At 52.7% G+C, this 25,802-nt stretch carries 30 protein-coding genes; 16 read left to right on the top strand and 14 right to left on the bottom strand.

The window, feature by feature from the left end; translation table 11 throughout:
- Positions 1 to 706 precede the first annotated feature (706 nt).
- From QMQ05_RS10960 to QMQ05_RS10935, 6 genes are all read left to right on the top strand, one after another.
- Positions 707 to 1,639 carry an integrase catalytic domain-containing protein gene (locus tag QMQ05_RS10960; protein WP_345470001.1) on the top strand — a complete coding sequence of 311 codons (933 nt, stop codon included), beginning with the start codon at positions 707 to 709 and terminating at the stop codon, positions 1,637 to 1,639.
- Between the two features lie 324 nt (positions 1,640 to 1,963).
- Entirely contained in the window at positions 1,964 to 2,341 is a 378-nt protein-coding gene (locus tag QMQ05_RS10955; RefSeq protein WP_334123396.1) for a hypothetical protein, read from the top strand.
- A gap of 240 nt (positions 2,342 to 2,581) precedes the next feature.
- On the top strand, positions 2,582 to 3,832 hold the full coding sequence (locus QMQ05_RS10950; protein WP_345469998.1) for a COG4705 family protein: 1,251 nt from the start codon (positions 2,582 to 2,584) through the stop codon (positions 3,830 to 3,832).
- Positions 3,833 to 3,913: 81 nt separating this feature from the next.
- Positions 3,914 to 4,591: a response regulator transcription factor gene (locus QMQ05_RS10945; protein WP_345469996.1), complete on the top strand. Its 678-nt coding sequence runs from the start codon at positions 3,914 to 3,916 to the stop codon at positions 4,589 to 4,591.
- Positions 4,588 to 5,871 (top strand): sensor histidine kinase, encoded by a 1,284-nt coding sequence (locus QMQ05_RS10940; RefSeq protein ID WP_345469994.1) that lies wholly within the window; start codon positions 4,588 to 4,590, stop codon positions 5,869 to 5,871. The genes QMQ05_RS10945 and QMQ05_RS10940 overlap by 4 nt, the downstream gene beginning before the upstream one ends.
- Before the next feature lie 279 nt (positions 5,872 to 6,150).
- Positions 6,151 to 6,780 carry a hypothetical protein gene (locus QMQ05_RS10935; RefSeq protein ID WP_345469992.1) on the top strand — a complete coding sequence of 210 codons (630 nt, stop codon included), beginning with the start codon at positions 6,151 to 6,153 and terminating at the stop codon, positions 6,778 to 6,780.
- 173 nt (positions 6,781 to 6,953) lie between these two features.
- Here QMQ05_RS10935 and QMQ05_RS10930 read toward each other — a convergent pair whose 3' ends face one another.
- The gene (locus QMQ05_RS10930; RefSeq protein WP_345469990.1) at positions 6,954 to 7,676 is read right to left on the bottom strand and encodes a hypothetical protein; all 723 of its coding nucleotides are present in this window, start codon (positions 7,674 to 7,676) and stop codon (positions 6,954 to 6,956) included.
- A 172-nt stretch (positions 7,677 to 7,848) separates the two neighbouring features.
- On the opposite strand from QMQ05_RS10930, the gene QMQ05_RS10925 reads away from it, so the two are divergent.
- The gene (locus tag QMQ05_RS10925; RefSeq protein WP_345469988.1) at positions 7,849 to 8,325 is read left to right on the top strand and encodes an SRPBCC domain-containing protein; all 477 of its coding nucleotides are present in this window, start codon (positions 7,849 to 7,851) and stop codon (positions 8,323 to 8,325) included.
- On the opposite strand, the gene QMQ05_RS10920 is transcribed toward QMQ05_RS10925, so the two are convergent.
- Positions 8,322 to 8,612, bottom strand: a complete 291-nt coding sequence (locus tag QMQ05_RS10920) for a DUF4287 domain-containing protein (RefSeq protein WP_345469986.1) — start codon at positions 8,610 to 8,612, stop codon at positions 8,322 to 8,324. The two genes, QMQ05_RS10925 and QMQ05_RS10920, sit on opposite strands and share 4 nt — an antisense overlap.
- 309 nt (positions 8,613 to 8,921) lie before the next feature.
- On the opposite strand from QMQ05_RS10920, the gene QMQ05_RS10915 reads away from it, so the two are divergent.
- Complete coding sequence (locus QMQ05_RS10915; RefSeq protein WP_345469984.1) at positions 8,922 to 9,110, top strand: KOW motif-containing protein; 189 nt, start codon at positions 8,922 to 8,924, stop codon at positions 9,108 to 9,110.
- 24 nt (positions 9,111 to 9,134) lie between these two features.
- Here QMQ05_RS10915 and QMQ05_RS10910 read toward each other — a convergent pair whose 3' ends face one another.
- From QMQ05_RS10910 to QMQ05_RS10895, 4 genes are all read right to left on the bottom strand, one after another.
- Positions 9,135 to 9,638: a mycothiol transferase gene (locus tag QMQ05_RS10910; protein ID WP_345469982.1), complete on the bottom strand. Its 504-nt coding sequence runs from the start codon at positions 9,636 to 9,638 to the stop codon at positions 9,135 to 9,137.
- A 114-nt stretch (positions 9,639 to 9,752) separates the two neighbouring features.
- Positions 9,753 to 10,520, bottom strand: coding sequence for an SCO1664 family protein (locus QMQ05_RS10905; protein ID WP_345469980.1), 768 nt, complete (start codon positions 10,518 to 10,520; stop codon positions 9,753 to 9,755).
- Entirely contained in the window at positions 10,517 to 11,044 is a 528-nt protein-coding gene (locus tag QMQ05_RS10900; protein ID WP_334123408.1) for a DUF3090 domain-containing protein, read from the bottom strand. Before QMQ05_RS10900 ends, QMQ05_RS10905 begins: the two co-directional genes overlap by 4 nt.
- A 10-nt stretch (positions 11,045 to 11,054) precedes the next feature.
- Complete coding sequence (locus QMQ05_RS10895) at positions 11,055 to 11,738, bottom strand: MSMEG_4193 family putative phosphomutase (protein ID WP_345469977.1); 684 nt, start codon at positions 11,736 to 11,738, stop codon at positions 11,055 to 11,057.
- A gap of 133 nt (positions 11,739 to 11,871) precedes the next feature.
- Between QMQ05_RS10895 and QMQ05_RS10890 the strand changes: the two genes are divergently transcribed.
- Entirely contained in the window at positions 11,872 to 12,705 is an 834-nt protein-coding gene (locus QMQ05_RS10890) for an MBL fold metallo-hydrolase (RefSeq protein ID WP_345469975.1), read from the top strand.
- Here QMQ05_RS10890 and QMQ05_RS10885 read toward each other — a convergent pair.
- The 5 genes from QMQ05_RS10885 to QMQ05_RS10865 form a co-directional block, all read right to left on the bottom strand.
- Entirely contained in the window at positions 12,702 to 13,166 is a 465-nt protein-coding gene (locus tag QMQ05_RS10885) for a phage tail protein (protein WP_345469973.1), read from the bottom strand. The two genes, QMQ05_RS10890 and QMQ05_RS10885, sit on opposite strands and share 4 nt — an antisense overlap.
- Before the next feature lie 61 nt (positions 13,167 to 13,227).
- A complete protein-coding gene (locus QMQ05_RS10880; protein ID WP_345469971.1) occupies positions 13,228 to 14,424 on the bottom strand; it encodes an acyl-CoA dehydrogenase family protein in 1,197 nt (398 codons plus the stop codon).
- 5 nt (positions 14,425 to 14,429) lie between these two features.
- Complete coding sequence (locus QMQ05_RS10875) at positions 14,430 to 16,013, bottom strand: fatty acyl-CoA synthetase (RefSeq protein ID WP_345469969.1); 1,584 nt, start codon at positions 16,011 to 16,013, stop codon at positions 14,430 to 14,432.
- Positions 16,014 to 16,041: 28 nt separating this feature from the next.
- Positions 16,042 to 17,190 carry an acetyl-CoA C-acetyltransferase gene (locus QMQ05_RS10870; protein ID WP_345469967.1) on the bottom strand — a complete coding sequence of 383 codons (1,149 nt, stop codon included), beginning with the start codon at positions 17,188 to 17,190 and terminating at the stop codon, positions 16,042 to 16,044.
- An 85-nt stretch (positions 17,191 to 17,275) separates the two neighbouring features.
- A complete protein-coding gene (locus QMQ05_RS10865) occupies positions 17,276 to 18,124 on the bottom strand; it encodes an alpha/beta fold hydrolase (RefSeq protein ID WP_345469965.1) in 849 nt (282 codons plus the stop codon).
- 292 nt (positions 18,125 to 18,416) lie between these two features.
- Here QMQ05_RS10865 and QMQ05_RS10860 point away from each other — a divergent pair, with 292 nt between their 5' ends.
- Positions 18,417 to 18,923 carry a 2'-5' RNA ligase family protein gene (locus tag QMQ05_RS10860; protein WP_345469963.1) on the top strand — a complete coding sequence of 169 codons (507 nt, stop codon included), beginning with the start codon at positions 18,417 to 18,419 and terminating at the stop codon, positions 18,921 to 18,923.
- Positions 18,924 to 19,063: 140 nt separating this feature from the next.
- On the opposite strand, the gene QMQ05_RS10855 is transcribed toward QMQ05_RS10860, so the two are convergent.
- The 3 genes from QMQ05_RS10855 to QMQ05_RS10845 form a co-directional block, all read right to left on the bottom strand.
- Positions 19,064 to 19,654 carry a CDP-alcohol phosphatidyltransferase family protein gene (locus tag QMQ05_RS10855; protein WP_345469961.1) on the bottom strand — a complete coding sequence of 197 codons (591 nt, stop codon included), beginning with the start codon at positions 19,652 to 19,654 and terminating at the stop codon, positions 19,064 to 19,066.
- 124 nt (positions 19,655 to 19,778) lie between these two features.
- The gene (locus tag QMQ05_RS10850) at positions 19,779 to 20,891 is read right to left on the bottom strand and encodes a DNA alkylation repair protein (RefSeq protein ID WP_345469959.1); all 1,113 of its coding nucleotides are present in this window, start codon (positions 20,889 to 20,891) and stop codon (positions 19,779 to 19,781) included.
- A gap of 135 nt (positions 20,892 to 21,026) precedes the next feature.
- Entirely contained in the window at positions 21,027 to 21,323 is a 297-nt protein-coding gene (locus QMQ05_RS10845; RefSeq protein ID WP_345469957.1) for a Fe-S cluster assembly protein HesB, read from the bottom strand.
- Positions 21,324 to 21,530: 207 nt separating this feature from the next.
- Between QMQ05_RS10845 and QMQ05_RS10840 the strand changes: the two genes are divergently transcribed.
- The 6 genes from QMQ05_RS10840 (at position 21,531) to QMQ05_RS10815 (ending at position 25,799) form a co-directional block, all read left to right on the top strand.
- On the top strand, positions 21,531 to 22,130 hold the full coding sequence (locus QMQ05_RS10840; protein ID WP_345474721.1) for a GNAT family N-acetyltransferase: 600 nt from the start codon (positions 21,531 to 21,533) through the stop codon (positions 22,128 to 22,130).
- Positions 22,131 to 22,604 (top strand): GNAT family N-acetyltransferase, encoded by a 474-nt coding sequence (locus QMQ05_RS10835; protein ID WP_345469955.1) that lies wholly within the window; start codon positions 22,131 to 22,133, stop codon positions 22,602 to 22,604. It begins immediately after the preceding gene.
- A 98-nt stretch (positions 22,605 to 22,702) separates the two neighbouring features.
- A complete protein-coding gene (locus QMQ05_RS10830; RefSeq protein ID WP_345469953.1) occupies positions 22,703 to 23,470 on the top strand; it encodes an isocitrate lyase/PEP mutase family protein in 768 nt (255 codons plus the stop codon).
- Between the two features lie 111 nt (positions 23,471 to 23,581).
- Positions 23,582 to 24,271, top strand: coding sequence for a VOC family protein (locus QMQ05_RS10825; protein WP_345469951.1), 690 nt, complete (start codon positions 23,582 to 23,584; stop codon positions 24,269 to 24,271).
- 141 nt (positions 24,272 to 24,412) lie between these two features.
- Positions 24,413 to 25,210, top strand: coding sequence for an alpha/beta fold hydrolase (locus tag QMQ05_RS10820; protein WP_345469949.1), 798 nt, complete (start codon positions 24,413 to 24,415; stop codon positions 25,208 to 25,210).
- 127 nt (positions 25,211 to 25,337) lie between these two features.
- Entirely contained in the window at positions 25,338 to 25,799 is a 462-nt protein-coding gene (locus QMQ05_RS10815; protein ID WP_345469946.1) for a GNAT family N-acetyltransferase, read from the top strand.
- Positions 25,800 to 25,802 lie beyond the last annotated feature (3 nt).

The raw sequence follows: 25,802 nt of genomic DNA, 5'->3' as shown, positions 1-25,802 counted from the left end.
CAAAAGGATTCCGAACAGCCCGAGGGAACCTTGCCCACGAAAATGTGGCCATAGTCCAAAGAAGATGAACGTGGCGGTTGCTAGCCCGCATAAGGTGATGAGGATGACTAGAACCCAGCCTTAGGGTGCGGTGACCGCATACATGTCGCTAATCGTGTGGGCCAATGGACTGTACTTTTGCCCCTGCCATATAGGTGCAACCAACCATCCCAGACAGAATACAATCTGGGCTATTAATCCGATCTTCGCGGCTGTGCGACAGCTCATTTTTCCATAGTAGAACTGCTCACAAGTGCTGGCTAGAGTACGTGTTGAATCATCTAAAGTGCTCGCGAAACAACCCACATGCCTCAATAAGAAATACTCGCGAAACACTACCCACCATGAAGATGAAAACCTCATGCTGAACAGATGGGACACGAGTTAACCTTGGCAACGCGACGAGACATCACCAACTAGGAAGCCCAGCTGTACGCCAAAGCCTCCAAAAGAAAAAGGCGTCATCCTGGACCGCATCACCGCCGAAATCGGATGGTCACTCGCCAACGCCCGCCGCCAGTTTCAACACGCCTTGCAACGACGCGGACCAGCCATCAGCATCAAACGTAAACCACGAGGCAACAGATACAGCTACGACGCAAGACTAGTCCTCCAGCACGTGTATCTCATGACTGGTCAACCTTGTGGGAAGTACCTAGCGGCCATCATGCGCAGCGCGTTAGACAACCTAGAAAACCATGCGGCCAACGGCTCTTTTAGCAATCTCAGAGCCCGATACGATCCACATATACGTGCTGAACTTTTACACATGAGCCCGGCAACTATTGACCGGTACCTCGCCCCTTTCAAGGAGCGGTTACATCCTGACGCGAAATCTTCGACGCGGTCCTCCAAGAACCGGTTCAGAGACATCATTCCTATCATGACTCGCATCAGGCCAATCGATCAGCAGCCTGACATCATCATGGTCGATACCGTAGCCCACTGCGGGCATACCCTCAAAGGCGAATTCGTGTTCACACTCACCGTTACTGACCCGTTCACGGGGTGGACCATCAACACAGCGGTGAAGAACAAAGCGTCGAAATGGATTGTTGAGGCCCTCGACGAAACCAAGGGGTTATTCCCTTATGAACTGGATAGGATCCATTCTGATAACGGGTCAGAATTCTTGAATTCTGCCGTACAGGCCTGGGTGAAAACTAATAATTTGCAAGCTACTCGCTCGCGTCCAAGACATTCGAATGACAACCCTTTCGTTGAGCAGAAAAATGGGGATATTGTCCGGAAGGACGCGTTCTGTTACCGGTTTGACACACCCCGAGAGTTAGCTGTGTTGAAAGCTTTGTGGCTATTGGTGAACTTACGTAAGAACTTATTCACGCCGACAACGAAGGCCGTGGGGTACAAGGTCAGTAGGGCAGGGCGGCAGGTGCGGACCTACGATGCTCCGTGCACGCCAGCTGACCGAGTACGGCGCACTGGGGTCATGTTGCCACCTCAGCGCGAAGCTCTGAACCTGTTGTATCGAGATACGGATTTAGCTGAGCTGACCCGGCGGATCCATCAGTTGCAGCAGGAGCTTATTCGGCTCGCAGAGGCAAAAACCCAGGCACAGGTTCAGGAACGGGTTTCTTAAAGATTTCGCGAGCATTTTAGGTGAGTCATGCGGTCCGGTTTTTGCGAGCATATTGACTTGAGGCACTACGGAGTAACGGAAAAATCCGATTCAAATCTGGAATAAGCCTCAACGCGATCACTGCAATAGACACCCGGAGATGAGAACCGTGGAACAGAAAAGACAGGCGATCATGATCGAGGATTTTTGGACTTTGGCGAGTCATATATATATTCATTTCTTTCTTGAAGTTCCAAATATCGGCGGCCATAGGGCACTATGAAGTTGCAACCAAGATGAGACCACTAAGCCGAAGCTCGGTCGATCACAGAAAAGGCGCCGCATATGGGTACATGGGGAACGAACCCTTGGGACAGCGATGACGCAGCCGACTGGTTTGCCGAATTCTTTGACGGCATTGATGTTGACGCGCGAATTACCGCTGCCTTTGAAGATGAGGATGAATACGATCAGATTCGAGCCGCGTGCTACTTGCTCAACGTCCTCGGACGCGTTTACGTTTGGCCAGGGGATCTAAGCACACTTGATTCGCTCTTAGAGCGCGGAATTGAGCTGCTGACCGCAATGCTTGAAGAAGATTCGGAATTCCGCGAACTTTGGGACGACGATGAAGAAGTCCTCGCCACCGTCGAACAAGAACTTGCGGACCTGAAAGAACGACTCAGTGAAAACACGGAAGATGACGACGAATCGGATGATTAACCGCTAGAAACTTGCGGTCATGATTAATGATTCAGTACGAGCGCGTCGGGGCGAAGACCAATGATTGGACTCCCACCAACGAGACGTAGCCGGGCTGAGCAGAGACGCCGGTGCGTCCTTGTTCTGGACGAGAGTTGTTCAAAGATGTAGATCCGCCTTGCACGGTTTCTTGCTCATTTTCCGCTCATTCTTGTGTTGAACACTGAACTGGAAAGCAAAAGCAACCAGTTTGGAGGGCAGATGAGCAACGAATTCCCGGAAACCCTGACAATGGCACAAGCCACCGGCGCTCGCCGGCGCAAGAGTACCGAAATGATGATGAAAGTTCCGATTGTCACCGCGACTTTCTGGGCGATTAAGATCCTCTCGACAACTGTAGGCGAAACCTTCGCCGACTTCCTTGCCGTAAATGTGGGGCTGGGTCCCATTCCTACCACAGGGATGATGCTGGGTCTGCTGGCCATTGCACTGATCATTCAGTTCCGCACCCGAAGCTACACGCCATGGATCTATTGGCTCACTGTCGTACTGGTCAGCATTGTCGGCACCCAGATCACCGACTTCTTTACTGACACGCTTGGTGTGAGCCTGTACGTTTCGACAACGATCTTCACTATCTTGCTCGCGGTCGTTTTTATCGTTTGGTACCTTCAAGAACGAACCTTGAAAATCACCTCAATCGATACAGTCAAACGCGAGGCGTTCTACTGGGCGGCAATCCTCACAGCATTTGCGTTGGGCACTGCCGCAGGAGACCTGGCTACTGAGGCGCTGGGACTTGGATTCATGTGGGGAACCATCATCTTCGGAACGTTGATCGTGGCGTGTGGCGTTGCAGCAAAATTGGGGATGTCCTCGGTGACCGCCTTCTGGATTGCTTACGTGTTGACACGACCGCTGGGCGCGTCCATTGGAGATTTACTGACCCAAGATCGCAATTATGGTGGTCTCGGTCTGGGAGCCTCAATGACCAGTGTTCTTTTCCTCGTGATCATCGTGATTCTGGTCGCCCGGGAACAGAGCAATGTTCGCAAATACGGAGTACTGATCAAGGGGCAAAAAGCCACTGGGGGACAACGTCGGGACTTGGCGTGGGCCTTTGGCGCCAGCGCTGCTCTGGTTATTGCCGCTTCGCTCATGACCGGCTCCCCATTGGTTCAGCAATCCGCCACGGCGGACTCAGCCAGTGGACAACATGCAACGCAGGGACCGCTAGGTGATTTGTCCCCGTTTTCGACGATCGTGGACGACGTGACCGCCAAAGTTAAAAGCGGTGATCTGGCGGCAGCGACAACCCGCGTCAAGGATTTGGAAACCTCATGGGATAGCGCCGAAGCGGGCATGAAGCCAAAATCTCCGACTAATTGGGGCACCATGGACAAAGCGATTGACGGTGAGCTCACCGCATTGCGGGCAGGCCAACCGAATCAGACCGACTGCCTGAAAGCATCAGTAAATCTGCAGAAAGTCATCAAGTCACTGTCGGCTTGAGATATTCACAGACAGGCTTGGCGGCCGTAGTATCTGTACGTCGGATACTGCGGCCGCCAATTGTGCAGGGAAGGAAAATAATTGCCAAGAATACTCATCGTCGAAGACGATCCAATGATTGGCAGCGTCTTGACCTCACGTTTATCTGAAGATGGTCATGTAGTGCAGCTGCTCACGGACGGACCTTCAGCAAAGCTTTACAGCCAATTCGGGGACTTCGACATCATCCTGCTTGACCTTGGACTTCCGGGTCTCGGCGGACTTGAAGTATTACGGGCAGTGCGGGAAAGCCAAGGCGCGGATAAGGGGCCCTCGGTCATCGTGACCACAGCACGGGGTCAAATCGACGATAGAGTCAAAGGACTCGATCTGGGGGCTGACGACTATTTGGTGAAGCCGTTCGCCTATGAAGAACTCCAAGCCAGGATTCGGGCAGTGGGAAGGCGCGGGTCGGTGCATCGCGGAGCGGTACTGAGAGCTGCCGGTCTTACCCTTGATGAAACTTCCGCCACAGCCACCGGAATAGACGGTCAGGAAAATTCCCTCACACGACGTGAGCTGGCATTGTTGCGGGCCCTGATGCTCCATGCCGGGCAGGTGCTTTCCAGAGCCCAATTAGAGGCGCAGGTCTACGACGATGAAGTCGATATTGAATCGAATGCCATTGACTTCCTCATTGGCAAGTTGCGAGTAAAGCTCGGGGCGAAAGCCATAAAGAATGTCCGCGGTCTGGGCTGGATGGTGGTCAAAGAATCATGAGTTCGTCAAATGCGTTGTCGTTGCGGACCCGTTTGATCACTGCCTTGATGCTGGTCATCCTCGTGGTCACTGGGATCGCGACGCTTTGGGCGTTCCAACGTGCACAGCTTGAAGCTAAAGAAGCCCAAGATGGGCTATTGACGCGAGTATCTCAGATCATGGATTCGCCTGGGGCAGGGTTTGCTCAGGGTGAACCGTCGGACGCCGCCGACGAATCGAGCCTGACTGTAGAAATTCTCGGTGCGGCTGACGGTGGGCATTGGCTCGACGCCAACCTTTCAGAGGGGCTGCAGACCGTAGAAACCTCACGCGGAGAACAGCGGGTCTATGTGAGGACTCTGGCCGATGGCCAGAAGCTGGCGGTGGCCCAAGCAACCGCGGTTCGGCAGGATGCCGTGAACGAAACTTTGATTTCCACACTGGCCCCAATTCTCATTAGCGCACCACTGATGATGGTGCTTGTCTGGCTGGTGGTCAGCTGGGCGCTTCGTCCGGTCGACAAGCTCCGCAAGGAACTCGCCGCCCGTGAAGATGGGTCTTTGGATCCGCTACCCGAGCATCGGATGCCGGCGGAAATCGCTGGGTTTATTCAGGCCCTAGAAGAGCATCACTCACGCGCAGCGACGGTATTAGAAGAACAGCAACGCTTTGCAGCAGAAGCAGCGCACGAGCTACGTACTCCCATAGCCGCGGTGTCCTTTCAAGCAGAGCATCTGGTGGCAGCCCGAAACGAACAAGAACGAAGTGAACGGGGTTCCGCTCTGACTTCAGGGTTGGAACGCTTGCGCGGACTGTGCGAACAGTTGTTGATTATGGGGCAGCCAGAAAATCGTCCGGATACCGCTGTGCCTCTTGGAGATATTGCCAAGAGTGTTGCCCAGAATCTTATGGTTTTACCTGAATCTGAAGACGCGGAGGTCAGTTGGGATCTTGACGGTTGCGAATCGGAATCCCTCCCGGAAATAGCGGGGAGGATCGTGATCCAGAATCTCGTTCACAATGCCATCCGCTATGCACGGGATGCGGGGCCAATAGAAATCTGTGCCCAACGGCTTAAGGACACGCTCGTCATTCAAGTGCAGGACCATGGGCCGGGAATTAAAGAGCCGAGCAAGGCGGTTGCTGCCTTCCATCGTGAAGCAGGACAACACATTCCCGGCTCAGGATTGGGTCTGGCAATTACGAACCAGACTGTGGCGCGTCTAGGTGGAAAGCTTGAACTTCTGTCTCGAAGCGATGGGCAGAGTGGTACTTGCGCAGTCATTACGTTGCCGCGCTAAGAACCCAATGTTTTGACGGCATGTCAAAGGCACCGTGTAGGCGAATCCTCAACGTACCATCCCCGATATTTCAAGAGAAAACGCCACTAGATTCATGGGATTTAGTTCAAGAGTATCCGGGAACTTATGGGTTGCGATTGGCCCCGGAACTACTACTGCGAAGGTGGTTGTCTCGCGTTGTCGTGCTCGAAATTGAACTGCTGTTCGGACCATCGTATAGATTATTAATTGCACCCTTGCGAGAAAATCGTTACAAGACAATTCCGACGGAGTCAGAGAATGCAGATTGACGTCAACCAAGCGTGGGCTACCTTGCAGTCCACAGGACACGTATCACTTCCAGGTGAGACGGCCGGATGGTCCAACGCTTCTAAGTGGTTGAGTGCGGTTCTAATTGGATTGATCGCTGTTCTAGCCGTCGGGTTTGTTATTGGGCTCCCACTGTTTTTCGCTATGAATGGGGGACTGTTCCCCGGATCGATTTTAGGGGTCATTGGTGGACTTGCGATGTTGGTGGCGCTCGGGTTAATCGTGCGTAACTGGCGTCGCCGGGACAAACAACACCAAGTTGTTGAAACCCAGCCTGTGATCCTCGAAGCCACTCGATTGACATTACGTGGGGTAGGACCGATCCCATGGCAGGATTTCGGGATGGCTGAACGTCGAATGGTTCCTGCTGAACACGATTCTGGATACATACTGAGGGCCGTCATGCCATTGACTGCTTCGGGATTTCACAACGTGAACCAGCTGCTACCTCCAGAGTTGCGCGACCGTATTTCACCTGTATCCGGGCCAATGCGGAATCGCCAGTACTCGAATATTTACGTTCCTGGTGTTTCAGGCCTGAAAACTGATGAAGTAATGTGGCTGATCAACTCCGCCCGGGAATTATTCGTGCGGTCCTGAACTAACCTTCTCTACAAATTGAGAGATAGATTCAGCGAGATCCAGCCATCGGAACGTAAAGTCTGTCTATGTCCAAAGGATGTCTCGGACTAGTTCTAGACAATCCTCCCGAATAGTGATAAAGATCTGGCACTAAAGAGTGACTTGCCACGGACTAACGACTAGAGCTTTCGTTAGTCCGTGCCGCTTTCTTTATCGATTGCGTTTCGTAGGTTGGTAAGGCTTCTGTCCTGGGCTTCATGGCCCTTCTTACCCATCTTTTCAAACGGGTTCTCAGGGAAATCGAACAGGTAGGCAACGTTGTTGAATTTTTTGCCTTGCTTTCCTAGCCGAAGATAGGCAGCCAGCTCTTCTTCAACTCGTTCTCTGCGCCGCGCTTCGATGTGCTCGCCGAGTCTTAGCTGCCAACCGATTTGCTCCGTGTACTCCAGCACTCTGCGGATATTTTGCGCCCCCTCATCCGCGCCAATCGTGTTTTCCTCGTTGACTGTACGCTGAATATGGATTCCCAAATTCGCCAAGGTGGTCCGAATCTGTCCTCGTTCTTCCTCATTGGGAGGCCACCTGTTGAAGCTATATTCTTCGGCTTCTAAGAAATCATGTACCAGTTTGAAAGTACGGTCCCGCGCTTGCCAAATCGCTACCAGATCAGAACTGACAAAAGGTTCACCTTCGGGCCGGTAACCCATCTCGGTTCTGCGCTCATGCAGGGCAATTGCTTCTCCAGATGTGTCTACACAAAGTATCGCGAGCAAACGAGCAACAGGTACAGCACCCTTTTCGAGCATGACCAGCGCCGAAGTACGCAATCTATTCGCGTTGGAAAGGAGGGTATCTGTTAATTCGATGACTTCAGCCGCGGTCAATGAAGCTGGGAGTTCCTGTGACGTAATCATGTCTTCAGTGTGCGCCTAAGGTAGGACAATTTGGCATGAGCTGGAAGATATTCACCAGCGCAGCAACAAGAATATTGCTCTCTTTCCCTTATTGCCCGTGAGACAAGTCGCTAGTATTAGCCGAGAGGCATTCTCGATTTCCGACGCACACGTATGAGAAGGAAAAATCCCCATGAATTCAGATCTTGATCTGGTCATTGAGCAAGTCATTCGGGCTCCGCGCTCAATCGTCTGGAAGGCGTGGACGGACCCGGCGAACTTTGCTCAGTGGTGGATTCCTCGGCCGTACACTTGTCGAGTCGAAGCTTTTGACGCCAGATCTGGGGGAGGGTTCATTACTCAGATGAGTGAAGACGGAATCACTTTCGTGCCACATATGGACGCAGCCTTTCTGGTTGTTGAACCAGAGCATCGTCTTGTCTTTACCAACGCGGTAGATTCAGCGCTACGTCCTGCCAATCCAATGCCGGTGGCGGTAACGGGCGAAATTACCCTCAGCGATCATTCTGAGGGAACCCTATACCGCATTGTGGCTCGCCATGGCGGTGTTGCTGCCAGAAAAGCACACGATGATCTCGGATTGAGAGAAGGCTGGACATTCGTAACTCAACAACTTGCTACCCTCGCGGAGGCAAGCAGCACGAGCTAGTTTGGCTTTGTGGCGATTCCATCCAACCACAGGGTCTCTGACTCATCGCTGTGACTGCCTTGGGTTCCAACGTGTTTGCTGCTGATAGTTGGTCCCTTTTGAATCACGTGCACAAGTGCCATACCGTGACCGCGTCCCAGCTCGTAATCTTCTTTTAGCCAAGCTAGGATTTCTCCTGCTTTGACCCCCGGAGCGTCCAACCCTTTCTCATGAGCGATTGCTATGAGTTGACGTGGAGTGAGCTTCGTCTTTTTCTCAATGGTGTCCAGATACGCTTGGAACGGCATTCGGTATCCCTTCGCAATCCGCAGGATTCGAGTGATGGTTTTATCCGCAGAATACACTTCGCCTGAGTGATCGGACAAGGCATCATCACGGACTTAGGGAAGCGCATGAATGGTGTTTTAGAAAAGCTGGCTGTCGTGGTTCGATGGCCAGCGTGTCGACCTTTAAGTCCAGGAGACTGAGCTTGCTTGGGGGAATTGTGGACTCCGGACGACAGGAATGACGGATCAATCCAATGACAACGTTCTTCTGAGCCTTGCTAAATACCGGTAGCCGGCAAATCGGTGACTAGCTGAAATAGGATGTTGCCCATGAACGAACCGACAAATGATGTGGCCGATGGCCAGCGTTGCACGGTCATAGCAGGAAATCACCGGGGAAAATCGGGTGTAGTTTCGGATGTGAACACCAGTAAGACCGGCGCTGTGACGATCACCGTGGTGCAAGAAGACGGCATCCGGTTCAAAACATTGGCCAAGAACGTTCGGGCTGATTCATAATTTCAGCCACATCGAAAATTCAACCTAACTGGTGGTAACGACCGCACCGGCAGCGTAGGCGGCCTGTCCAACATGCTGGGCTGCGTCATCAACGATGGAGACCAGACGAATTCCGCGGGTGACCGGAGGCTCCCAATTGCTGTCGATGACTTCATCAAGATCAACTTCAGCCAGCGACGCGACGTATTCTCCAAGGGCATGAGCACAGGCACTGACGTAATCCACCAGCAGTTTCTGATCATTGATTTTGATCTGTTCTGCCTGCTCACTTGTGTGGCCGTAGCCAACGGAGTCGCCCAACTCGCCTAAGCCAAAACGTTCACGGAATTCTTCCCACACCTGCTGTTTGCCGGAAAGATCGGAAAGCTGAACGTCGATCTCACGGCCGGTATGCCAGAGCAACCAAGCCACGGAATTTGGATGACCTGCAGGATGAGTATTCAACTGTTGAGCATTAAGGTTCGGCAAGGATTCGACGGCGTCGATAGGGCGTTGGATGAAATCAGCAAAAATCTCATGTGCATTCATAGCTCCATTGTGCCCGCTACTCCCGCCTTACGTTAGTGCGGTGCTCAAAGGACCTCAGAATTGTGCTTGGCTCTAGAAGCTACATATTGTCACTTATCGAGGAACTGAGATTCATTAGAACAATGGCCAGGGGACCGCTGGCATATCTCCGCTGTGCTGAGGGAAACTTGAATCGCTAAGCAAATTCGAGCAGCGTTGACCCAAAGCTTCTATTTCTGTAGTGCTGAGAAAGGATGTTAAAGCTTGGCCAAGATCCTGACTCAAAGCAACAGATAGATGACTGATGCCCTCACGCTCCTTGTCGTTGAGCGGTTCGCCAATCCAGCCCCAGAGGACAGTGCGTAACTTATGCTCCTCGTGGAAGCTCAGCCCATGGTCCACTCCAAAACGGTGCCCATTGGCCATGGCCAAAACATGGTCACCTTTACGGTCCGCATTATTAACGAGCACATCAAAAACTGCCATGCGTCTTAGCTGAAGTCCATCTTCGTGCACCAGGCTCACGTCTTGGCCGTTCTCATCCTGTCCTTTAAGTACACTCTTCCAACCAGTGGACGGTACTTCACTGGACATCACTAGATCCACTGGATGCTGTTCAGGATCAACTTCCTGCCACAGCTGCACCATGCCAGGGCCGAAGGGCCCCTCACGTAGCCACGTATGAGGAACAATGTTCCAACCCAGGGCTTCAGAAACTAGGTAAGCAGCCACTTCCCGATTAGCCAACGTGTGGTGGGGGAAATCCCAAAGAGGTTTCTCGCCTTTCACCGGTTTATAGACCACGCTCTGCTCACCGATGGTGCCGAGGAACGTAGCGTTCGAAGCTGTAGTGATTCGCCCGGTAAGTTCCAAATCCCCGGTGAACAGATCAACAGCGGTCATGAAAGTTCAGGTCCCTGACATTCATGCCCTTCGGGATCAATGGGGTAGCCACAGCTTGAGCAGACTGGTCGACCAGCAGCAACTACTTCGTGAGTGCGCATGGCAAAGGCACGCGCAGTACCAACTGGCATTCGCACCTGCATTACAGCGTCGGGATTCTCATCTGAATCTTCATCGGTTAGGGAATAGGCCTCTAGGACGACTTGCGCCACCGTGGCATCCCAACCAAGATTCATTGACCCGACACGGAATGACTCGACCACCTCTTCTAGCGGATCATTGTCCACCAATTCAACTGGCGTGTGAGTGGGAACGCTGAATGGATTATTGGCAACCGTAGCGACTTGATCAAGGATTTCGTCGATCATCTCGGCCACCACCGCGGCTTGTTGTTTCTCCAAAGCAATGCTTGCGATGGTTGCTCCGGTACGTGCCTGCAAATAGAAGGTTCTTGAGCCTGGCTCACCGATGGTGCCGATAACGACCCGATCTGGCCAATTGAATTCGTGAACTGTTGCGACCATTGCTACTTCCTTAGTTTCCTGCTCCGCCACCCACAGGGGCGTCGGCAGTCTTGAGTCCTGGGGCCAGCCAAGACAGGTCCCCTTCGTCGGTGTTGACGGAATGTACCCGCGGCGACCCAGAACCGTAATGCACAATCGACACCGAAGCCGGCCCAACATTAATACGCTGAAATAGGTCTAAATGCATACCCAGTGCGTCGGCCAATACTGACTTAATAATATCGCCATGGCTCACAGCCACCCAGACTGCTTCGGCCCCATGTTCTGCCTCGAAGCTAGCGTCTAGTCGACGGATCTCAGCTACTGCGCGTGCTTGCATCCCCGCCATCGATTCACCGTCCGGAAAGGTGACCGCCGAAGGGTTGGCCTGAACTTTTGACCATAACGCTTGTACGGAGAGATCTGAGAGTTTGCTACCTTGCCAAGCTCCGTAGTCGCACTCATTGAGGTCCTCCGCGAAAAGGATCTCTGGCGACTTGAGTTGTTGCTCGGCGATAAACCGTGCTGTTTGTTGGCAGCGTTCTAGCGGGCTCGAAACGATCCCAGCTAGCGCAATCGCCGCCAATCGTTGTCCCGCTCGTGCTGCCTGAGTTTCGCCAGTTTCATCAAGGCTCACCCCCGGGGTGCGTCCCGCCAGAATGCCTGAAGCATTCGCTGTGGTGCGGCCATGCCGCACAAGAATTACTGTGGCCATAAACCTAGCCTAGTCATCGGCCTTGGTCCACGCGAGACTTTGGAGCTGAGTGCGAACGTTGAATCCAGAGACATCAAGCACCGGAGGATAATATCCTGAGGGACGAGAACAGACCGAATAGCGAGGAGTCACTTTGCCTGAGGACCAGTGGTTAGAAGTGGGGCCTGGCGTATTTCAACGACGATACGAGCCACTGGACGTTTCTATCGGAGTGGTCCTCGGGACCACGGGAGCGACTGTGGTCGATACCCGAAACAACCCCAAAGAAGGCCAAGAAATTTTGGCTGATGTTACTCAACGTTTCCATTTACCGGTTGTTGCGGTGATTAATACTCATGCTCACTATGACCACACCTTCGGAAACCAAGTTTTTCATGACGCGGGCATCGCTATCTACGGGCACCACCTGATCCCGAAGCATTTCCAAAACTACGAAGCACCGCACCTGAAGAAGGTACAAGAACAACCCGAGACTGAACCCGATAAAGAGTGGGGCGAGGTTGTTCTCACAGCACCCAGCCGCCTAATCGACCAAGAATGCACTCTGGATCTGGGCGGACGTGAGATCCAATTGGTGCCATTGTCGGCAGGACATACAGATACTGACTTGGCCATCTATGTGCCTGATGCAAGTGTGTGGTTCCTCGGTGACATTGTTGAAGAATCCGGTCCGCCGATGTTCGGTTCCGGAGCCCATCCGCTGGGGTGGCCCGAGGTGCTCAAAGAATTGCTAACCCGTATCGAGCCCTCCCATACGGTAATTCCCGGACATGGGAAACCGATCAGCAGGGAATTCGTAGCAGAGCAACAACAGCTTTTTGGATTGCTAGCCAAGCATATCCGTCACGGTTACGAACAAGGCACAGCGCCGGAGCAAATGAGTTTCCCCAGCGTATTGCGCCAGTTATGGCCCGAGGATTTCCTCCGCGAAGCGACCATTGACGGATATGCCCAACTGGGTGATTAGTATTCGTTCTTGATTACGAAGTAGGAGCCACGGATAGTTCCGGCCAGCTTTGATTTTTGTCGAGCGAATTTGAACTTATCCGCAAGTTCTTCGGTCACCTCCATGCCATCTGAGAGTTTAAAACCAACTGCCCTTTTCTCACCTGGGGCCAACCCGTAGAGCACATTGATCGAAAGCCCGGATTCATAAAAGACATACGCGCGTTTGGCGCCGTCGGCTTCAAAAACGCAAGCTTGCAGCGGCTGGGATTCGATGCGTAATTCGCGTTCCTCGAACAAGATCTTATGAACCCAGTCAATGACCTCGGCGGCTTTGTCGGCGTCTTCGAGGACTAGATCATGATCGAATTTGTTTTTCAGATAACGGGCCTCGTTGGCGCGTAGACCCGCCAACGCCTCAGCAACTGGCGAAGACTCCAAACCAACGGTGGACACGTCCTTAAAATCGACCAAATATGACATGTTTGTCCTTTGCTCCTGAGACCTCAACGGTGATTGCTTATCCGTTTCTTATCGGCTGACACTAGCCGAAGGCACTGAATCCGGTGAGGTCTCGACCTAGGATGAGAGCTTGAATCGACTCGGTACCTTCATACGTGTGCAGGGCTTCGATGTCACCGACATGTCGGATCACATGATTCTCTAGCAGGATTCCGTTACCGCCAAGCATGTCGCGCGCGGTGGCCGCTATCCGTCGAGCTGCTCTAGTGTTGTGATATTTCAACAACGAGGCTTGCCTAGGCAGTAAGGTTTCGGCCGTTTGCTGGGCTGCTACGGCAACACATTGCAGCTGCATATTGGTCAATTCGGCCAGCATTTGTGCAAGCCGCTCTTGCACCATTTGATGCGCGCCTAGTGGTTTGCCGAACTGTTCTCGCGTTTTCGCGTAGGTCAGGGCTGCTTCGAATAAGAATTGGGCGTGGCCAAGAGCAGACCAACCGACATTGACCCGGGTTTCTACCAATGCTTTGGAGACGTCTTTGAAAGACTTGGCGTTCGACAACAGTGCGCTGTGTGGCACTCGGACGTTGTTCAGTCTGATCTCTGCCTGTTCTATGGCTCGAAGGACCCCTTTGCCACGTACGGCGGTGGCCTCATAGCCCGGCGTTTTCTGGTCAACGATGAACCCTTTGATTTCGCCATCGTCCTGATCGCGAGCCCAGATTATGGTGATACCACCAGCAGCTCCATTGCCGATCCACTTCTTGTTACCGTTTAGGATCCAATTCTCACCATCGCGTTGTGCGCTGGTTTCTAAGCTCACCGAGTCGGAGCCATGATGCGGTTCGGTCAGTGCGAAGGCACCCAGCAATGATCCGCTGGCGATTGGTTCTAGGTATTGTTCTTGCTGTTCAAGGCTGCCAAAGAGCCCGATGCTCCGAAGAACTAAACCACCTTGAACCCCGGCGGCAGCGGCCATAGAACCATCAGCACGAGAAATCTCCATTGCCACTAATCCAGCAGCCAATTTGGAGAACTGTGCATGTCCCGGGATATCTAGACCGTCGGTCAGAAGGTCCAGCTCGCCCATGCGGCGCACGAACTGAACTGGGTAATGCGCTTTGTCCCAGTGTTCGTTGATGACGGGAAGGACTTCGTGAGAAAACTTTCGCGCGCGCATCCAATGATCTCTATCCGCATCGGTGAGCGCAGAAAAAGCTGACAGGTAATCGATGTCTAGCGCTACGTCTACATCGTATGTTTTCCACGGATCAGTCATGATTCTTACTCCTCCCTACTACTTCGTTCTGCTCGAAGCTGACGTTTAAGAAGTTTTCCCGACTGATTGCGCGGTAGCTGTGCAACGAAGTCCACACGCTTGGGAACCTTGTAGTTGGCGAGTTTTTGCTTCACATGATCTTGTATCCCTTGGGCGGATAGCACCGCGCCATCTTTAAGCACGATGATGGCTGTGATCGCTTCAATCCAGCGTTCATCGGCAACACCAACAACAGCCACCTCAGCAACTTCGGGTAGTTCGTAGATGCAGTCTTCGACTTCTCGTGGTGCCACGAGAATACCGCCGGTATTAATCACGTCTTTAATACGGTCCACAACTTGGATATAGCCCTCAGGGTCTTTGACTACTTGATCACCAGAACGGAACCAACCGTCGACAAAAGCTTCTTTGGTTTGCTCCGGCTTATTCCAGTAGCCACGCATCACCTGCGGCGAACGATATTGGATCTCTCCTGGTTCTCCGTCTTCGGCGATCTGGCCGGCAGAATTGATCACGCGCGCTTCGACGAAAAAGACCGGGCGACCGCAGGAGGCTGGCCGAGCATCGTGCTCTTCGGGGCGCAGCACCGAACAAAGTGGACCCAATTCCGATTGGCCGAAGCAGTTGTAGAAGCCGATATTGGGGTAGCGTTCGCGCAGTCGAGAGAGGACGGTAACGGGCATGATTGAAGCACCGTACTGAGCCTTCGTCAGAGAGCTTAAGTCACGCGATGGTAAATCAGGATGGTTACTCAATGGCACCCACACGGTGGGAGCCAAGAACAATGATCCAATACGTTCGTCCTCGACTCGTTGAATGATTTCGGCGATGTCGGGTTTGGCCAGTAAGCGAATGCTGGCACCTAAAGCGAGGTAGGGAAGCAAGAAAACATGCATGGCTGCCGAATGGTACAGCGGCATGGCAATGAGCGGACGGTCCTCGGTCTCTAGGTCTAGGGCAATAATGGCCGAAACGTATTGGGCGATTAGGGCACCGTGGGTCATCATGGCCCCTTTGGGAGCCGAGGTCGTGCCCGAGGTATAAAGCAACTGAACGAGATCGGCACTGACCAGCCCTATATCGGCAAATGGCTGATAATTCTCTTGGCCCATGGCGATATCGAATACGCTTTGAACAGACGAAGCAGTGGAGAAGAACTGCCAAATATCGTGGACTTCGGGAAGCTCGTGGCGCTCGATTAGGTCCTGTACCAACTGGTGTCGAGGCTCGTCGGTAATCACCAAACTGGCACCAGAATCTTGGAGTATGTAGCGAAGCTCCTCGCCTTTGAGAGCAAAATTTACTGGAACATGAATCAGTCCAGCTTTCGCACAGGCAAGGAAGAGGATTGCATAGATATCACTATTCGCGGCAAAGGCAGCAACGCGAGAACCTGCAGGAAGTTCCAACTCCTGTAGTTTGGCAGCAACTTGATCAACTGCCACCAATAATTGCTGATAGGTCCATGAGCGGTCTTCAAAACTAAGTGCGGTGGCCGAAGGATTGCGAAGAACTCCGCGATGTAGAAGGTTACCTATGGTGTTTGTATCGTCTAGGTCGACTGCTGACTCATCCGTAGTTGTGTTCATTGCTCAGTCCCTTCGCATTCAGGTGTAGCTAGAGCCGTTCAATGATGGTGACGTTCGCTTGTCCGCCACCTTCGCACATTGTCTGGAGGCCCCAACGGGTGTCACTTCTTTCCAGCTCATGCAGCAGTGAAGTCATCAATCGCGCCCCGGTTGCGCCGATGGGATGGCCTAGCGCAATGGCCCCACCGTTGACGTTGACCTTGTCTAGATCTGCACCGGTTTCGCGCTGCCAGGCTAGGACAACGGCGGCAAATGCTTCATTGATCTCAACGCGATCTATCTGATCCAAAGTCATGCCGGTCTTTTCAAGGGCATATTTGGTGGCGCGGATAGGCGCAGAGAGCATCATGATCGGGTCATCGCCTCGGGCTGAAACGTGATGAATTCTTGCTCGTGGTTTTAGACCATAGCGTTTCACCGCAGCTTCGGAGGCGATCAGCAGCATTGCGGCTCCGTCTGACATTTGGGATGCAGTGGCTGCTGTGTGTAATCCGGAATCCACGATTGGCGTGAGGGAAGCCATTTTGTCGCGGTCCACCGCTCGTGGACCCTCGTCACTGCGCAATTCATTCAGTGCCAAGATTTCGCGGTCAAAGAAGCCCTGGGCTCGGGCGTGTAGTGCGCGCTCATGAGAGGTGACGGCGAAGTCTTCTAACTGCTCTCTGTTGAAACCCCAGCGTTGTGCCATCATCTCGGCACCACGGAACTGCGAGATCTCCTGATCACCGTAGCGCGCCTCCCAGCGCTTGGAACCTTGGTACGGATCGGGGAAACCAAATTCGGTGGCGGCAACATTGGAGTAAGACAGTGGAATGCTGGACATTGATTGGACACCGCCAGCCACCACAAGATCACTGCTGCCGCTGAGCACTGCTTGGGCTGCATAGGAAATTGCCTGTTGCCCCGAACCACATTGGCGTTCAACGGTGGTCCCCGGAACATATTCGGATAGTCCGGCTGCTAACCAAGCGTTGCGCGCTATGTCCATTGCTTGCGGACCGAGTTGGTCGATGCAGCCAAGGATGATCTCGTCGTATTCTGCCGAATCAATATTGTTGCGTTCAACCAGCTGCGCTAGCGGTGCTGCTGCCAGATCGAGTGGGTGAAGTTGTGCCAGGGACTTTCCTCGGCGCCCCACTGGCGTGCGTAGGGCATCGATGATGTAAGCCTCGGCCATGAGGTTCCTCCAGAGTGTTCAGATCCAAAAGTCTATGTTTGACCAACAATGCCTAAGTCCCAAGGTGTTGTCTAGGGTGAAGAAACTATGATCCTTCTAGCTGCAACATGGCAGTAGCAACCTCTTGAATATTGGTTGCTGGGATAGCAGTTGACGCTTGTTCCAACACCAATAGCTTTGCGTGGGGGATTTCACGGGCTAACGCGTGGGCATTACCGACAGGGAAGAACGGATCCTTGGCGCCGTGGATGACCAGAGTCGGCAGGTTGAGTGTTTTTAGTTGTTCGCGCCATCGAGGAGCACAATCAAGCTTGGAAAAGACGATTCCCATTTGATTAGCCATATGCGCTGGAGGGGAATTCTCGGTGGTGCGCTCCCAAATACGGGAGGCGAGTGTTCTGGCTTCATCGGGATCGTTGCCTAAAATCACTCCCCCCTGCGCGGCATGCTCTGCCACCGCATTTTGATCCGTCCAGTCAGGCATAGCGGAGGAGAATAACTTTCCCATGACTTCTTGATCATGATCCGGTAAGTCTTCATCGACAGGTCCGGGTGCAACGGGGCGCGTACCGAACAAGGTGAGTGCGCAGAAACTTTGAGGAGAATCCAAGGTAGCAACTTGGGCGACCATGCCGCCCACTCCTATTCCAGCTAGATGTGCTGGACGTTCGTCTAATGCTCGTGCCAACGCAATGGCATCGGACGCGAGATCTCGTAGGTTGTATGGGGGGTTCATAGGGTCAACGGTTGTTGATTCACCGCTATCTCGAAGGTCATATCGCACGACATGGCAGCCGGCTAGCGCAAGTTTTTCACACAGTGCGTCAGGCCAAGAAAGCATGGTGGTTCCGCCAACGCACAGTATGAGCGGATGCTTCGGATCTCCGAAGCTTTCAAAGCCTAGTTGAACACCATTGATATGAATTGTTGTCATGCCTGGAGTGCCCCATCGGTAGTCGGTTGAGTTTCCAAGAAAACGTCGGGCCTGCTTTTTCGCGCAATGTAACTCTCACAGCTCATCCTGTCCTTCTCTGGCACACGCGTCAACAGCAAAGGCGGATGATTGATAGTCCTGTGACAGAGCCATTGATTGTTAACGTCAATACATGAGTACCCCGTTTGAGGGTGTTGATCGCCAAGTTGTTGGCGCTGCCCAAGATGATTCTTTGGACACAGGTGAACGGATTGATGACGTGCTCAGTCAGTCTGTAGCAGGATGGTGAGGTATGAGCCGATCGCCGCAAAACATTCTGTTGTATTTGAAGCCGTGCGAAGAACAAACGATTCGCGAGATCTTTGCAGAGTTGGCTTCGCGCGGATTTCCCATCCAGCACCAAGAACCACACATCAGCATTACCTTTGCTCCAGAGCTTTCCGACGATGTTATTGCGCATGCTGCACAGCTTCTGCCACCGGTGATACCGGCAACTTTTCAACGAGTCGGAACCGTAGTATTCGGCACCAAACGTAAACAGACTGTTGCGTGGTTGTTGGAAACAACTGATGAGCTGGAAATCGCTGCACGGGAACTCAGCGCATTGAATATTCATGGGCGGGGACCTCGATGGACGCCGCATCTAACCATGGGTTTACGGCTTCCTAGAGAGATCGTTCCCGAATACATCCATGCGCTTGACGATCTGGGATCTACGCTACAAAAGGAGTTCACCGCTCAGCGGGCTGGACTTTGGAAACCGAAAAGTCGCGAGCTGATTCTCTACGCTGGAGAATAGACGCACGCACGCATCGTGCACGTTGGACACATTGAGCGCTAGTTCAAGTAACAATCTCTGAGCCTTAGAAACGCGCGATTCCTTGCTTTTGAGACTTGGATTTCAAACTACCAGTAGCCGTACAAGAGTCAGGAAGCTCTTCAGGTAGCGACGTCCCCACGCGTTGAGGCTGAATCTCTAGCTTCACCGCGCATGAAGTGAAAGTAACTGAATCCCACCACGATGTGTAAAAGAGCTCCAGCGTAAAGGATATAAATGCCTGGTTGGTAGAGCATGGAGAGCTGTTCGATTCTCCCGAAGGCTACACAGGCCAGACCCAACATGATGAAGGCTGTGCGAAACTTACCTAGCCGCGATGAAGCTGGTGGCTCAGCTAAACGCAAGAGGAAATAGGTACAAAGCAAGATCAGATCGGTTAAGAAAATGACCACTCCGATCCACCAAGGAATCATGCCTCCGACAACGAGAGCCACTGCGATAGCCACGATTCCAAGTCGGTCAGCAACCGGATCCAACAGGATTCCAAGTTTCGAGACCTGACCAAATTTACGTGCAATGAACCCGTCCACCCAGTCACTGAGGCCGAAAGCTAACAGGAGAATAGCGGTTAGTGTTGGGCGGGTGTCGGAGACCAGGTAAGTGCAGATCGGGATGACTAGAAACAAGCGCAGCAACGTTATCGCGTTGGGGATGGTGGCCCAATCATTTCGAGGTGCTGCGTCCATTCTCATGGTTCGCTCCTTTGATCCTTAGTTGAACCATCGCCCACAAGACGCCAAAAAACAAGAGATCCAGTGGACAATTCTCTGTCTGGGAATTGGTGGTGCTATCTAAGAAAAGGGTTCGGTGATGATCCTAGGAACCGGTTGATTCAGCTAATAGTTCAAAGTCGGTTTCCTCGGTAGGCAAACCATTAACTTGTAGCGCTACTGAGTGAGTGCCGGGGTAGTAGCGTCGCGTGGTGATGGCTCTGAACGAATGTGCTCGTTCGATTTTCAACGTCTCGTCTGGTTCCAGCGTGCGGGTGGTGAGCTTAAAAACCTTCGCAGTTCTGGACCCGTTGGCCTTTTGATGGTGCAGGACGTAGTCAATGGCTAGGGGCATTGCTTCGCTACCGGTATTACGTACCGAGGCGGTGAAGCTGACTTCTGCACCCCACTCAACCTGGGTATTGCTCACGTATGGTCCGTCGATCTCAACGGTCGGGGTACCGAACCCTAGCAGTGCCAGGGCCTGTGGGTTGCCTCGTTTGATGAGCGTCCGAAGTCCATGCTTCACCACTGACATGGTTGAAGGTGCAGGATCCTGCAACCAACGCCGCGCAGTTTGCAGGACAAGTTCTGGCTCGTTTCGGCTGAGATCATTGAGATGATTCGAAACCGAACGGCGAACATATTCGCTTGAATCTCGGTATAACGCATCCAAAATGGGAATGGTCCACGCCGGGTTTTTGATAATTTTCGGGACTCGAATAGCCCATGGGAGATAGGGACGAGTTCCTTCACTGGCTAAGCGTCTAACGTGCTCGTCGTCGGAGTGAGTCCATTCCTGAACGAATCGCGACGCAGCCTCAAGGTCATGATTTAGCAGGACTCGTATTGCAAATTCGGAGGTCAGTCGCGGGGTCAACGTACCCATCATCGCCATGGCATCGTTGAACGCATCCTGCGTATTCTCACTGACTGCCCGTGTGGCCAACGCTGAGGTGACCGGCCACATCATCCAGCCGGTGAAGGACGGCGAAGCTTCGGCTGCCTTGATGGCCGTGGCTAACTGATCATAGTTCTCAGGGAAGTCGGCTAAGAGTCCATCACGCAGGGAATCAGAACGCTCCCGTAAACTCAGTGGCTCAAGGTTGTCCGCCGCAGCTTTGAGAGCAGACAGAGAATTATCTGGGGCCACGTCGTGTAGTTCTCGAACTAGCTGTTCGGCGACGTCGCTACCAATGAGTTGATCAGCAAAAGGCATGAAATCATTCTTTACCGGATCACCCCAATGCGCGAATCATGGCAATGTCAGAGTCTAGACGTGGCCTAAACGATTGGAAGCCGCCATAAGCATGGCGGCTTCCAATCAAAGACTGTGGGGTTCTAATCTGAACAATTAGTTCTGGACGAGAACTTGAAAGCTGACGCCACCCTGTTCATCGACGGCCGCATCCAAAATCTTGTCATCTAGTTCATCGGCCACGAGCTCATCGAGGTAGACTGGGCTGCCCTCGCTAGAAACGACGGTGTCGGTTTCTTCTGGCTGCGGAACGATCTGAATAGCAAAAGCGGCTTCCTGGGATGCCTCGGTCTTGTCGGCCTGGTGAATGCGTAGTCCTGCAGATTCGGCTTCGGACTGGTTAGTGACGATGGCGGTCACAATGGATGCTGCTTGATCGGTCAGTGCGAGCACGGTGGCTCTCCTTCCGGTTGCGGACATACCAAGTTCAGGGCATGCGGGTGCCACGATTCCAAAAAGATCTCAGAAACTCAAATGCGCTTAATAGCTCCGAAATATCCTCACGGGTATGCTGTGGAATCAGTTAGGGTCCGTGCTTAAGTTTCGAAACAGCTTTACGCGCCCCTTCCACAAAGGCTATGGAAACGAAGGGAAAGTGCCATCAACCCCAAGACTTCGGAGCAGAGCGCGTCACGACAAATCATCGCTACCGGTCCAAGAGTCGATCTAACCAGTTTTCAACTCACCGACCTTGAAGCAGTTCACACCTACACCTCAAATCCTGAGGTTTGTCGCTATTCGTTGTGGGGGCCAAATAGTCTGGCTGAAACCGAAGCGTTTCTCACCGATGCGATGGATGCGCGAGTAGGGCGCGTAATGGCAGCGGTACTGTTCTCCGGAAAGGTCATTGGCTCGACCTCAATTTGGGTCACCGATGAGATCCACGGCGTCGGGGAGTTGGGGTATACCCTGAACCCCGAGTATTGGGGACAAGGTCTTGCCACCGAGGTGGCCCAGTTGCTGATTACAGTGGGCAAAGAAAGGCTCGGACTCAACACGGTAGAAGCAACCTGTGATCCCAGAAATACTGCATCCATTCGCGTATTGGAAAAATCTGGATTTGTGTTTGCTGAACGCAGAGCACTGGCTGGGGAACCGATCAGAGGAAGAGACGAATCTCTGGTCTACGTCTTGAACCCTCTGGGCACGAACGAAAATCAAGACGCTTCATTCGACCACCAGAATATGGAGACTCTCTAGATGACTGCCAAAGAATTCATGGCCCATCGAGAAGCGTCCCTGCCAGACGAAGTTGCCAGGCTCATAGCTAGCGTGCCGGAGTGGTTTGCACAGCCCGAATCTAACGAGGAGTACATACAGTCAGCTCGGAGCATGGAAACTTGGGCTGTAAGAGACAGCGGAAATCATGTTCTCGGGGTGGGCTTGATTGACCGTCATTATCCGTGGGCCGTTGAGATTCACCTGCTTGTCGTAGAACGGAGTCAGCATGGAAAAGGAGTCGGCAGCGAACTCATCTCAGCAATCGAACGTGCGGCGCTCGCCGAGGGCGTGAAACTTATGCAGGTGAAAACACTCGGTCCCTCGCATCCTGATACCGGCTATGAAAAAACGAGGAAATTTTACGAAAAAGTGGGATTCCTAGCCATGGAAGAGACCGAATTATGGGGAGAAGGGACACCCTGCTTGATCATGGTCAAGGCGCTGTCTGAATAGAAGTCCCCGGATGTACGCTGAAAATCATTGAGGGGTCTATTGGCAGGCGGACCGGACTTCGTAGACTGGGCTAGAACCACTTACTTCAGGAGGCAACTTTGTCGCTATATCAAGCACGCGCCCAATTACTGGCGAAGCAGCACGAATCCGGTGATCTTTTGGTGATGCCCACAGTCTGGGATACCTTCAGCGCATCATTGGCAGCTGACGCTGGATTCGCGAGTCTGACAATCGGAAGCCACCCTGTGGCCGACTCCATTGGAAGTGCGGACGGGGAAAACATGGAATTCTCTGACTACCTTGCCGTCGTACAGCGCATCACCTCTGCCGTAGAGGTCCCAGTAAGTGCGGATGTTGAATCCGGGTACGGCCTTAGCCCTCAGGAGTTGTTTGAACGAGTCTTCGCTGCCGGGGCAGTTGGCGTCAATATTGAAGATGTGGTGCACAAGGAAGGCCGGCGAGTACGAGATCGTCAGGAACACGCAGACTACATCCATGGAGTGCGCGAAGCGGCTGATGCAGCCGGAGTGGACTTTGTGATCAACGGACGTACCGACACCATGAAACTGACGGATCATTTTGCAGATCCGTTGGCCGAGACTATCGCTCGAATCAAGTTGCTTGAAGAAGCTGGAGCACGCAGTGTCTATCCTGTGGCTCTCTCTACCTCTGACCAAGTCCAGCAAGCCGTCCAGGCAGTCACGGTTCCGGTGAATGTCACGGCCCACCCGGTCACGGCTCACCCGGCAGGGGACTTATCGGCCTTGCGTGAACTTGGAGTGCGGCGGGTTAGTTTTGGTCCGCTGTGGCAAAAATGGTTGGCCGAAGTCTCCACTCAACAGTTGGCTGCTTGGCAGCAGAAGTAGCTGCAAAAACTTTTCACACACGAAGAACCCACCACGTCATTAGGGGTTGTGGTGGGTTCTTACTTCACTTGAAGAGCGAGTGCTGACGATGAACAACGAGAACGAGGATAGATGTTCTGGGAGAATCTGGTCTTTGATGCCAAAATGCCACACGAGCACGGCAAATATTGGGAAAAGTTATTAAGTTCTGAAACCCTCACTGACAACGAAGGCGGATTTGAAACCAGACTGCGGTTCTCCCCGGAGCGGTATTTAGATCTTTGTTTTCCGTTGGTCGGTAATCCCGAACCGCATGCGCAACGCGTCTTTCCAGTACTGGATGCGGCTGACAAAAGTGTCGCACTAGAAGTCGAAGGTGTGAAGCTGGCCCGAGAAGAGCTTGTGGACATTGCCGGCAGAGGATACTTCACATCCAGTGACCCAGCCCAAACGCCAAGAACAACATGGCTGGCTGCTGTGGAAGTACACAGCGCGGAACCGGAACGCGACGCGAAATTTTGGGCCATACTAACTGGTTTTCACAGATCGAATTCCGTGCCAACAGTTATTACGCATCCTAGTGGTATTGGCCCAGCGATCATGCTGGTTCACGAAACAACTCCCAAATCGGCAGCGAAATCATCAGTCCATCTTGATCTTCGGCTGGAAGCCGGAGATGACATCAATCAGATACTGAATCTCATACAAGAACACGGCGGAATCGAACTAAAACATGAATGGGGCACAGTTCCTTGGCGCGTGTTTTTGGATCCCTCAGGCAATGAATTTTGCATCTTGCCTGCACTCGCAGGAGATATCTAGGACCCAAAATGCAGCAGAGTCGTGGTCGAAATCTGCTGTGCTTATTCACATTTTCAAGTTTGACCAGCCGATGAGCGTATGCACGGAGCGAAATAGAATCCTTGCTCCCACTATTTTTGAAGACGGAATTGAGCACCACAAATGAACCTGACCCGTGGAAGCGGCTTGCCACTCTTGATGATTCACGGCAACGGCGTTGATCACCGAATTCTGCTGCCGTTAGACACAGCGCTTGGCGAAAAGGACGTCTTTGAAAGGCATTACATCGACTTACCTGGGTTCGGGGATCGAGAACCGCTTTCGAACGCTGGCGGGCTGCCCGAGATAGCTGATTGGCTGGAGAACGAAATCCCCTCCATCGTCGGTGAGCGACCATTCGCGTTATTGGGCAATTCGATGGGAGGGCTGTTGTGCCAAGAAATGGCTGACAGATTCGCCCCGGCAGTCCGAGGGATGTTCCTTATTGCTCCGGTAGTGTACGCCGTAGGTGAGCAACGGACATTACCTAGACAATCAGTATCAGTCAGAGATCAAGAATTGTTGAATTCGTTGAGTAAGCGAGAGCGCGAACTTTTCACTGATGTTTCCGTGATTCAATCGCGGTGGGCCTGGGAAGAATTTTCCCGGTGGGTTTTGCCCGGTCTCTTATCTGCAAATCTGAGGGCGATGGCTAAATTATCCAAGCGCTATTTTCTGGAACCGTTGCCGGTGCATCGAAAAGAACAATTGATGTTTCCAGTAACAGTGGTTTGTGGTCGAAATGATCATGTCACCGGCTTCAAGGATCCAGAGCAGCTTCAATCACGCTATCCAAACCTAAATCTCAAGGTTATTGACGACGCTGGTCACAACGTACACATTGAACAGCAAGAAATCGTCGAGCGTGAACTCCGTGCTTGGGCCAAAGAGTTAGCCGTTTGCGGGAGCGAAACTAGCTAGCTGGCACAGCGCTCTCCACATTTGGATTTCCCGTGGAATCCTGAAAATCGTTGTTGGGTAAACTCTATCTTCAGGTTAGTAATCCATCGAAGGCAGACGATGGTTGTTGGAAAGCAGGAAACAGCATATGGAAGATCGAGTTGTTCTTCGTGAGTGGACCAGCATTGAAGAAGTTCCAGACCTATTAGATGTTTGGCGAAGCTCAGTTGAGGGTGGATTGGACTTCTTGTCTGCCGCTGACTTGGACGCTGTGGCCACAGCTCTGGAAGCAGTGTACTCACAATCTTTGCAAGTGCGAATTGCTGAGCAAGACAAGCGGATCTTGGGGTTTACCGCTTGGGACAATTCGGAAATCAGAATCCTTTGGGTGCGACATGAGGCTCGTCATCGGGGCGTTGGCAGAGAGCTGCTCAACCACATCACGGAGCGCAACCCGGAGATTAGTGTTCAGTTGGATGCTCAAAGTTTACTTGCCATTGAATTTTTCCAAACTTGCGGATTCTTCAAGGATCCAAACACTCTTGAAGATTCTTCTCGACGGCTTGTAATGCGCCATCGCTACTCATCGGCGCGTAACGTGGCACGATAGTTT

The organism is Glutamicibacter sp. B1 (assembly GCF_039602135.1).
GTDB classification, from domain to species: domain Bacteria; phylum Actinomycetota; class Actinomycetes; order Actinomycetales; family Micrococcaceae; genus Glutamicibacter; species Glutamicibacter ectropisis.
The sequence above is the reverse complement of the archived record's forward strand: the minus strand, read 5'-3'. Positions and strand labels throughout refer to the sequence as shown.